The following is a 6804-nucleotide window of genomic DNA, read 5'->3' on the forward strand; positions in this document are numbered from 1 at the left end:
TAATAAAAATAATATTTATATTGAGGTGGCAGATAACGGCTGTGGGATGGATGGCGACATACTTAAACAAATATTCGATCCTTTCTTTACTACTAAACCCGTAGGCCAAGGCACTGGTATGGGAATGGCTATAGTTTACAACATACTTAAAGAGCACAATGGCACTATAGAGGTTGAAAGTGAAGTTAATAAGGGGTCTTTAATACGTTGTGCAATACCTATTTCAACAAAGTCCGTGTAAGCTTTAAACTTAAAGCTTACATTCAACTGTACCTAAAATACTAAAATGCAGAGCTTATGTCACTTAGATACTTTGTAATAACAAGCATATTAATTTTAATGACCATGGTCACTGGTTTACTAGTTGGTTATCGCTACTTTTTTAGTTTACCTAACATTGAGCAAAGTATTGAGGATTACCAAAACAGAGAGTTACTAAGCGTAAAAATTGCCTTAGAACGTGAGTTTGTATTTTTAAAAACGCTAAATTATGATTACGCTGTGTGGGACGATAGTTATGAGTTTTTACAAACGCTAGACTCTCGTTACATTAGCTCAAACTTTGTTGATGATACCTTTAAATCGTTGAAAATTGATGGCGTATTTATTTATGATATGAACTTTAATTTGGTTTACTCTAAAACACATAATTATGTACAAGTTAATGATTTTGATGCCCCTGAATTTAACTTACAAACACACCAAAAAAATAAATCAATTTTACCTCTCAACTATATCACCCCACAAAATAACAGCTTACAACATTCTGGCTTTTTAAAAACGCAATATGGACCAGTGATGTTTGCATCTCATATGATCAGAAAAACCAATAACACGGGTGAACAAATTGGCGCTATGGTTTTTATAAGAAAAGTACGCCCATCGTTTATACAAAAAATTGCCGGTGTGTCACAGGTTGACCTTACCCACTCTATTCCAGCCGATGGACAGTTTGATACGCACCTAAAAAAATTAACGGGTAGCTTACAAGGCGGTAAAATTGCTACTCAAAGGCGAAGAGTGTTACTCGACATTAATAATGAGCCACTTATGCTGATAGATATTAAACATTATCATCAACAACTACCTACTTTATTAGACCGTGATTTGTTGTTAACACTATTAATGTTTTTGCTTATTTCGTTGCTGGGCTTATTTATTATTAATCGTTATTTTATTCGTCCTTTAATAAGCGGAGCTGAGGCATTAAATAAAATGCTACTTCGTAACACGTTAAGCCCATTAAGAATGAGTAATCAGTTTTTAGAGCTGCAAGTTCTGATTAAAGGTTTTAACGCTTTGTTTATGCAAATAAGTGAAAAAAATAAAGAGCTTGAGAGAATTAGTAAGATAGATGGGCTCACTCATTTATTTAATCGTCGTGCATTTGATGAAATATTTGATCAGCAGTGGAGCGAAGCAAAAAATGAGCGTAGTACTTTAACGATATTACTGGTTGATGTGGATTTCTTTAAACAATTTAATGATGTGTATGGCCATCAAGCGGGTGATGCCGCACTGCAAAAAGTGGCTAATGTTTTAAATAAAACAGCGTTGCTTTATCAGGGGGTGGCAGCTCGTTACGGTGGCGAAGAGTTTATTCTTTTATTTAATCGACTCAGTGATGAACAAGGTGTTGAGGTATCAAACTTGTTGTTAAACGCCATTATTGATTTACATATTGATCATATTGGCTCTGATATACAAAATCAGCTAACTATTAGTATTGGCTGCGTGAGTATCAATGCAAACAGTATAATTGAGCAAAATATACAACCTAAATCGGTGATTAAAACAGCAGATGAGTTATTGTATCAAGCAAAAAAAGAGGGACGTAACCAGATTAGGTTTAAGTCGATTTAACTCGATACCTCTTGCCCGCCGTGTTGCTCAGCTAAATCATCAAGTTCGGCAACGGTATAATCAAATCCGCTTTCATCATATTCGTAGCTTACTTTAACGCTGTCGCCGCCATTGAAAAGGCGTGTTTTTACGTCATTGACTGGCCAATCTTTTAATTCGTGTAAAAAGCGGTTAGCCACTTGTGATGACTCAAATCGGTAACTAATCTCTGTTTTCATAAATAATAATACCCTGATAATTTTACCCCCGTAGTTTGTTGATTTTTACCAAGGAGTCAAGTTATCTACTTTAAAAGAGCAATAAATTATGACTTTATAGATACTTATCGGTCATAGTAATCTAAATTGGAGTGTTAACAGTATAAAGCTGTTTAAAAAACAATAACCATATAACAATAACGGAGTAGGCAATGAAACATTTAGTGACCTTAGTTGGGCTTATCGCTTTTTTAATGGTGGTGCTACCAGGACCCCTTTATAAATTTAATATTGTTGAACTAGGCACTGCCTTTGCTGGTTTTAGATTAGGCGTGTATGTTGGTGGGGCAGCATTAGCCTTATTATTAGTTCAAGTGCTATTCATGCGTAAAACAGTAAGCCTAGCCAGTGCAGTGATCACGGTTATTTTTGCAGCTGTTGCTATTGCAATGCCGCTTAACATGATGAATACCGCAAAAAGTGTTCCGCCAATTCATGATATTTCTACCGATTTAATTAACCCACCTGAGTTTGTTGCGGTTGTGCCTTTGCGTGCTGATGCACCTAATCCTGTAGCATACGCGGGAGAAGAAACGGCAGCGCAACAACGAAAAGCATACCCAGAGCTAAAACCGCTCGAGTACAACCAAACGCAACTAGAGTTAGTGGCAGCCACAACAAAAGCCACGGAAAACCTTGGTTGGGAACTGGTTAATAGTGATGTTAATAATGGTATTGTTGAAGCCACAGACACCACAACCTGGTTTGGCTTTAAAGATGATGTTGTAGTGCGTATTAACGACAAAGGCAGTAAGCGTGTGGTAGACATACGCAGTAAATCTCGCATTGGTAAAAGTGATTTAGGCAAAAATGCCCAGCGTATTAGTGCTCTGATTGACGAGTTAAACGCCGTTGTGGTGCAGTAATTAATAAAAATAGCCCAGCACTATGCTGGTTTTTTTGCGGTTGCAACGTCAGTTCATGTTCAGAGCTGATAATGCATACTGTGTGAGTTATAAATTTTAATAAACTATGGAGTTATTATGAAAACAGTCGGATATGCAGCAAAAAGCCAAGGTTCTGAACTTACAGAGTTTTCTTTTGAGCGCCGCGATTTACGAAATAACGATGTAGCAATAGAGATTTTATATTGTGGTGTCTGTCATTCAGACTTACACGCAGTGCGAAACGATTGGGGTGGCAGTAAATACCCATTAGTACCAGGGCACGAAATTGTTGGTAAAGTAATTTCGGTTGGTAGCGATGTTACTAAATATCAGCAAGGCGATACCGTTGCTGTAGGCTGTATGGTTGACTCATGTCAAAGCTGCGACCAATGTCATAATCACGAAGAGCAATTTTGTCGTGAAGGCATGGTTGGCACTTACAGTGGCAAAGACAGAATAAACGGTGAAATGACTCAAGGTGGCTACTCTAAGCATGTTGTAGTTCGCGAAGAGTTTGTGCTTTCAGTACCTAAAAATTTAGAGCTATCGCGAGTGGCGCCTTTATTGTGCGCTGGCATTACTACTTACTCTCCGCTGCAAAAATGGGGCGTTAAAAAAGGTAGCCGCGTTGCAGTTGTCGGCCTTGGTGGGCTTGGCCATATGGCGGTTAAAAATGCTGTGGCAATGGGTGCAACGGTTACGGTTATTGGTCGTACAGAGTCTAAAAAAGAAGATGCAATTAAGCTAGGTGCACAGCACTATTTAGTGTCGAACAACGATGATGAAATGAAAAATGCACAATCAGCGTTTGATGTGATCATTGATACTATACCAGTAAAGCATGACCTATCACTGTATACACCGCTACTTGATATTGATGGCACGTTAGTGATTGTTGGCCAAGTAGGCCCTGTAGATGAGCTAAACACAGTGCCATTGTTAATGGGTCGTCGTCGTGTGGCAGGATCCTTGATTGGTGGTATTGCAGAAACACAGCAAATGCTCGATTTCTGTGGTGAGCACAATGTATTACCTGAGTGTGAAATGATCAATATAGACGAAATTAACACCGCCTATGAGCGCATGGAACGCTCAGATGTGCGTTACCGTTTTGTTATTGATATGGCGTCGATTGACGTGTAATTAATTAAAGTAATGAATATAACAAGAGCCGCTATACGCGTAATGCCAGTCAGTTAAGCTGACTGGCATTTTTCTTTTTAGTCGGATACTTCTTTGGCTTTGGTTTTACCCATCTTGGGTAGCTCCTGTCTTCTCGCCTTTCTGGTAACAAGAAGAAGCTCATTTTCGTGAGTAAGGCATTGTATGCTTTAGGAATATTGCCTGGACTGCTCAACGATACAGTAACGAAGAAGTGTGTAATAGCCATTGAACAGCTGGTAAAACTGAGTTGATTGGGTAACACACCTCCTAATTTCCCTGCTGCTGCCGTCATTCCTTGCCTGATTAAGTTATAGCACAGCAGTACGCCCCATAGTTCTTGCCTAATCATATCTGGGCGTTTACTTCTTAGCGTATATTCGCTGTTAAGAAGTGATTGCTTCATCTCGCGGTAGCCCAACTCAATTTCCCATCGGTATCGATATAATTCAACCATCTCATCACCTGGAAATCGCATTGGGTCTACCATTGACGATAACATTCGATACGTTTTCCCTTTTATCGTTTTCGTGACTAATCTTGCTTCGACGTATTCAGGCAAGTCAGTGAATTTCTTCCTTGCCTGTGGTGTGCTGGTTAAACGTATATGCTGGTCCTGTTTGCTAAAGCTACGTAGCACCTCATACTGAAGGTCTTTTTTCGCGGGTATCATCCAGTGTCTTTGCTCACCTGCTTGATGCCAACGATTTAGCAGACCAAGAGAGTAATATCCCTTATCAAACAGCGTTAAAGAATTATTTGGAGTCGTGCTTACCAACTCCTCGGCCAACTTCATTTCATTGGTGCGGTAACCCGAGAAGGCGCTATTGATAAGTTGATGGCTGGTGATTTCCATGTGGCAAACCATACGGATCTGAGGATAAGTATTCTCTCTATGTTGATTACTCTGTGTCTCAAACACTTCATGATTTTCCTGCGTATCAGCCGTTCGCCAGACAACACCATCAACAGCCAGCAAATTTAATCCAGCCCAGGTTTCAAATTGATTAGACTCATAGCTATGCTTTGCCATCACTCGAAACACCTCTCGAACAGCGTCTTCCCCCAACCTCTGTCTTGCCTGAACCAACGCACTGGGCGCGACCAATGGTTTCTTATCGGGCAACATAATGTCCATTTGTGTTGCAATATCCCAAACCGATTTCTGACGATATAAAGACATGCCGATAATTGACCACAGAACCGTTTCAAGCGGCAACCTTCTTTTACGAATGGTAGCCACACCAGCTTGTTCAAAGCCTTGCTGAATAAGTTGAGGGGAAAGTAGCTCAGCATATTTTTCGAATGTATGAAAACTACCACAAGAGTTAAAAGCGACCGCTAATTCATTTTCAAAGCGCATAAAAAAATCCGATACCAGAGACAGATATCGGATTTTGAAAGCGTTAAAAAGATCAGTCAACCGATCAAAAATATTCTTAACTGATCGGCATTACACATTTGTGGGCCTTTTTTATATTTTATTTTTAGCTTAGTAAAGAATGTAAGAATACTAGGCTAATGGCTATGGGGCATACAAACTTAGTGTACCAAGGCCATATTTTCCAAAATAAGGTGTTATGTACTTCAGGGTTACCTTGCTGGATTGCTTTGAGCAATGACGACCTGTACCAGATCCACCCTACAAAAATACAACACATAAGTCCTAACAAGGGCTGCGCGACTTTAGTCGTTAAGGTGATCACTAAGCCAAATAACGCGCCTAGGTTACATACAATAGTAATACTGACAATGGCAATCAAAGCACCAATTAACCACGTGGCTTGCACACGCTTCATTGCAAAACGCTCTACAGTGTACGACACCGGCGCTTCAAGCATTGAAATAGACGAGGTCAGTGCGGCAATACTCATTAATGCAAAAAAAGCAAAGCCAACAAATAAACCAACACCACCCATACCATCAAATAGGGCGGGTAAAACCTGAAATACTAAAGTGTCTTCTGAGAGCAGCTTGCCTGTTGTTGACGAGAATATTTCAACACCTTGTGCTTGTGCAACATACATAGCCGGGATAATCAGTAAGCCCGCTACAAATGCTATAAATACATCAATAAGCGTAACATAAGCACCCAAAGAGACGAGGTTTTCCTTTTTACTGATATATGAGCCATAAATAATCATTACACTGGTACCCAGTGATAATGAAAAGAAGGCCTGCCCTAATGCACTGACTAATAACGTAGGATCAAAAATAGAAGAAAAATCGGGGACTAAGTAAGCTTTTAACCCCTCAACAGCCCCTTCTTGAGTCATTACATAGGCAATTAAAGCAAACAAAATTCCGAGCAGAGCAGGCATTAAACGTTTTGACCACTTTTCAATACCGTTTTCAACACCGCGGCTAATAATAGCAACGGTTAAAATAATAAATACCACAGTAAAAAGAATATTACGTGTAAGTGACTGTTCACTTAGCCACGAAGATGCAGCATCAGCACCTATGAGTGTGGTTACAGGCTCCAGAGTTGCACTTAACATCCAACCAGCAACAATCGCATAAAAGCTGAGTATAAAACCTGCACATAAAATACCGCCAAAGCCAACAGCAAAAGCAAACTGCTTTTGCCAAGGTTTAGTGGTTAATTTAGTTAATGAAGAAACCGCATTAGCTTG

General features: G+C 39.6%; 7 protein-coding genes. 4 read left to right on the forward strand and 3 right to left on the reverse strand.

What is annotated here, in order from left to right; genetic code table 11:
* Together B4F91_RS16070 and B4F91_RS16075 are read left to right on the forward strand one after the other, a co-directional pair.
* Positions 1-241: sensor histidine kinase (locus B4F91_RS16070; RefSeq protein WP_288636012.1), on the forward strand; the 241-nt coding region annotated here is incomplete at its 5' end.
* A gap of 56 nt (positions 242-297) precedes the next feature.
* The gene (locus B4F91_RS16075; protein ID WP_288636014.1) at positions 298-1863 is read left to right on the forward strand and encodes a sensor domain-containing diguanylate cyclase; all 1566 of its coding nucleotides are present in this window, start codon (positions 298-300) and stop codon (positions 1861-1863) included.
* Here the strand turns inward: B4F91_RS16075 and B4F91_RS16080 are convergent.
* Positions 1860-2081, reverse strand: a complete 222-nt coding sequence (locus B4F91_RS16080) for a hypothetical protein (RefSeq protein ID WP_008108632.1) — start codon at positions 2079-2081, stop codon at positions 1860-1862. The genes B4F91_RS16075 and B4F91_RS16080 overlap by 4 nt on opposite strands.
* A gap of 191 nt (positions 2082-2272) precedes the next feature.
* Between B4F91_RS16080 and B4F91_RS16085 the strand changes: the two genes are divergently transcribed.
* Positions 2273-2986: a DUF1499 domain-containing protein gene (locus B4F91_RS16085; RefSeq protein WP_288636016.1), complete on the forward strand. Its 714-nt coding sequence runs from the start codon at positions 2273-2275 to the stop codon at positions 2984-2986.
* Positions 2987-3103: 117 nt separating this feature from the next.
* Entirely contained in the window at positions 3104-4150 is a 1047-nt protein-coding gene (locus B4F91_RS16090) for an NAD(P)-dependent alcohol dehydrogenase (RefSeq protein ID WP_288636018.1), read from the forward strand.
* Positions 4151-4199: 49 nt separating this feature from the next.
* Here B4F91_RS16090 and B4F91_RS16095 read toward each other — a convergent pair whose 3' ends face one another.
* Both B4F91_RS16095 and B4F91_RS16100 read right to left on the reverse strand, forming a co-directional pair.
* Complete coding sequence (locus B4F91_RS16095; RefSeq protein WP_288636019.1) at positions 4200-5531, reverse strand: IS4 family transposase; 1332 nt, start codon at positions 5529-5531, stop codon at positions 4200-4202.
* A gap of 124 nt (positions 5532-5655) precedes the next feature.
* A partial coding sequence (locus B4F91_RS16100) for a sodium-dependent transporter (RefSeq protein ID WP_288636021.1) occupies positions 5656-6804 on the reverse strand: 1149 nt, incomplete at its 5' end.

Source organism: Pseudoalteromonas sp. UBA6610 (genome assembly GCF_002433295.1).
In the GTDB taxonomy this organism is placed as follows: Bacteria; Pseudomonadota; Gammaproteobacteria; order Enterobacterales; family Alteromonadaceae; genus Pseudoalteromonas; species Pseudoalteromonas atlantica.

Coding starts and splice junctions, on each gene's coding strand:
- B4F91_RS16085 (WP_288636016.1), top strand. CDS start 2,273: ATGAAACATTTAGTGACCTTAGTTGGGCTTATCGCTTTTTTAATGGTG.
- B4F91_RS16090 (WP_288636018.1), top strand. CDS start 3,104: ATGAAAACAGTCGGATATGCAGCAAAAAGCCAAGGTTCTGAACTTACA.
- B4F91_RS16095 (WP_288636019.1), bottom strand. CDS start 5,531: ATGCGCTTTGAAAATGAATTAGCGGTCGCTTTTAACTCTTGTGGTAGT.
- B4F91_RS16080 (WP_008108632.1), bottom strand. CDS start 2,081: ATGAAAACAGAGATTAGTTACCGATTTGAGTCATCACAAGTGGCTAAC.
- B4F91_RS16075 (WP_288636014.1), top strand. CDS start 298: ATGTCACTTAGATACTTTGTAATAACAAGCATATTAATTTTAATGACC.